Source organism: Reyranella soli (assembly GCF_007992495.1).
Lineage (GTDB): Bacteria > Pseudomonadota > Alphaproteobacteria > Reyranellales > Reyranellaceae > Reyranella > Reyranella soli.
Genome location: NZ_BKAJ01000401.1, coordinates 1 through 643 on the forward strand (window position 1 = coordinate 1; position 643 = coordinate 643).

A 643-nucleotide genomic window follows, 5' to 3' on the forward strand; every position below is an offset into this window, starting at 1 on the left:
CCCAGTAGTTCGAGGCGTTGTAGGTGGCGGTCGGGAAGACACCGGGCGTGCCTTCGGCGAAGACGCCGCCGGCGACACCGGCGGTTAACACACCGTCGGGTCCGCTGTGGGCGGCGGTGAAGTAGTTGCCGGTGGCGACATAATTCTGCGTGGTGCCGTAGGAGACGACGTAGGTCGCGCCGCCCTGGATCGCGATCGGCGCCGAGAGGGTGCCGATCTGCCAGCCCGATTCGCCCGCGGCGGAGGTAACGGTGACGGACCCCAGCAGGACGCCTGCGGCGTCCCACAGGTGCAGGACGCGCGTGTCAGTGTCGTTCGCGTCTGCCGCGCCACGGAAGTAGCGCAGCTCGGTGATGTTGCCAGCAATGTTCGCCGTGAATCTCATGCCGAGCTCGTAGTCGACCGGGTCGGTTGTCTCGGTTGTCGTCGGCGCGTCGGTCAGGCCGAACACGGTCGAGCCGGTGCCGTTCTCAGCCCGGTCGGTAACGTTGACGGTGATCGCCTGGGTCACCGCCGGCGTGATGCCGTCGCTGACGCTGACGGTCAGGTCGTAGACGTTGTTGGCGCCTGCGTCGGCCGGGGCCTCGTAGTTCGGGTTACTGACGAAGCGCAGCACGCCGGTCTGGGCGTCGATGGTGAAGAG

The 643-nt window shown here is 67.3% G+C and carries 1 protein-coding gene; it reads right to left on the reverse strand.

Annotated elements, in window-relative coordinates:
* A partial coding sequence (locus RSO01_RS46985; RefSeq protein WP_147157511.1) for a DUF4082 domain-containing protein occupies positions 1-643 on the reverse strand: 643 nt, incomplete at both ends.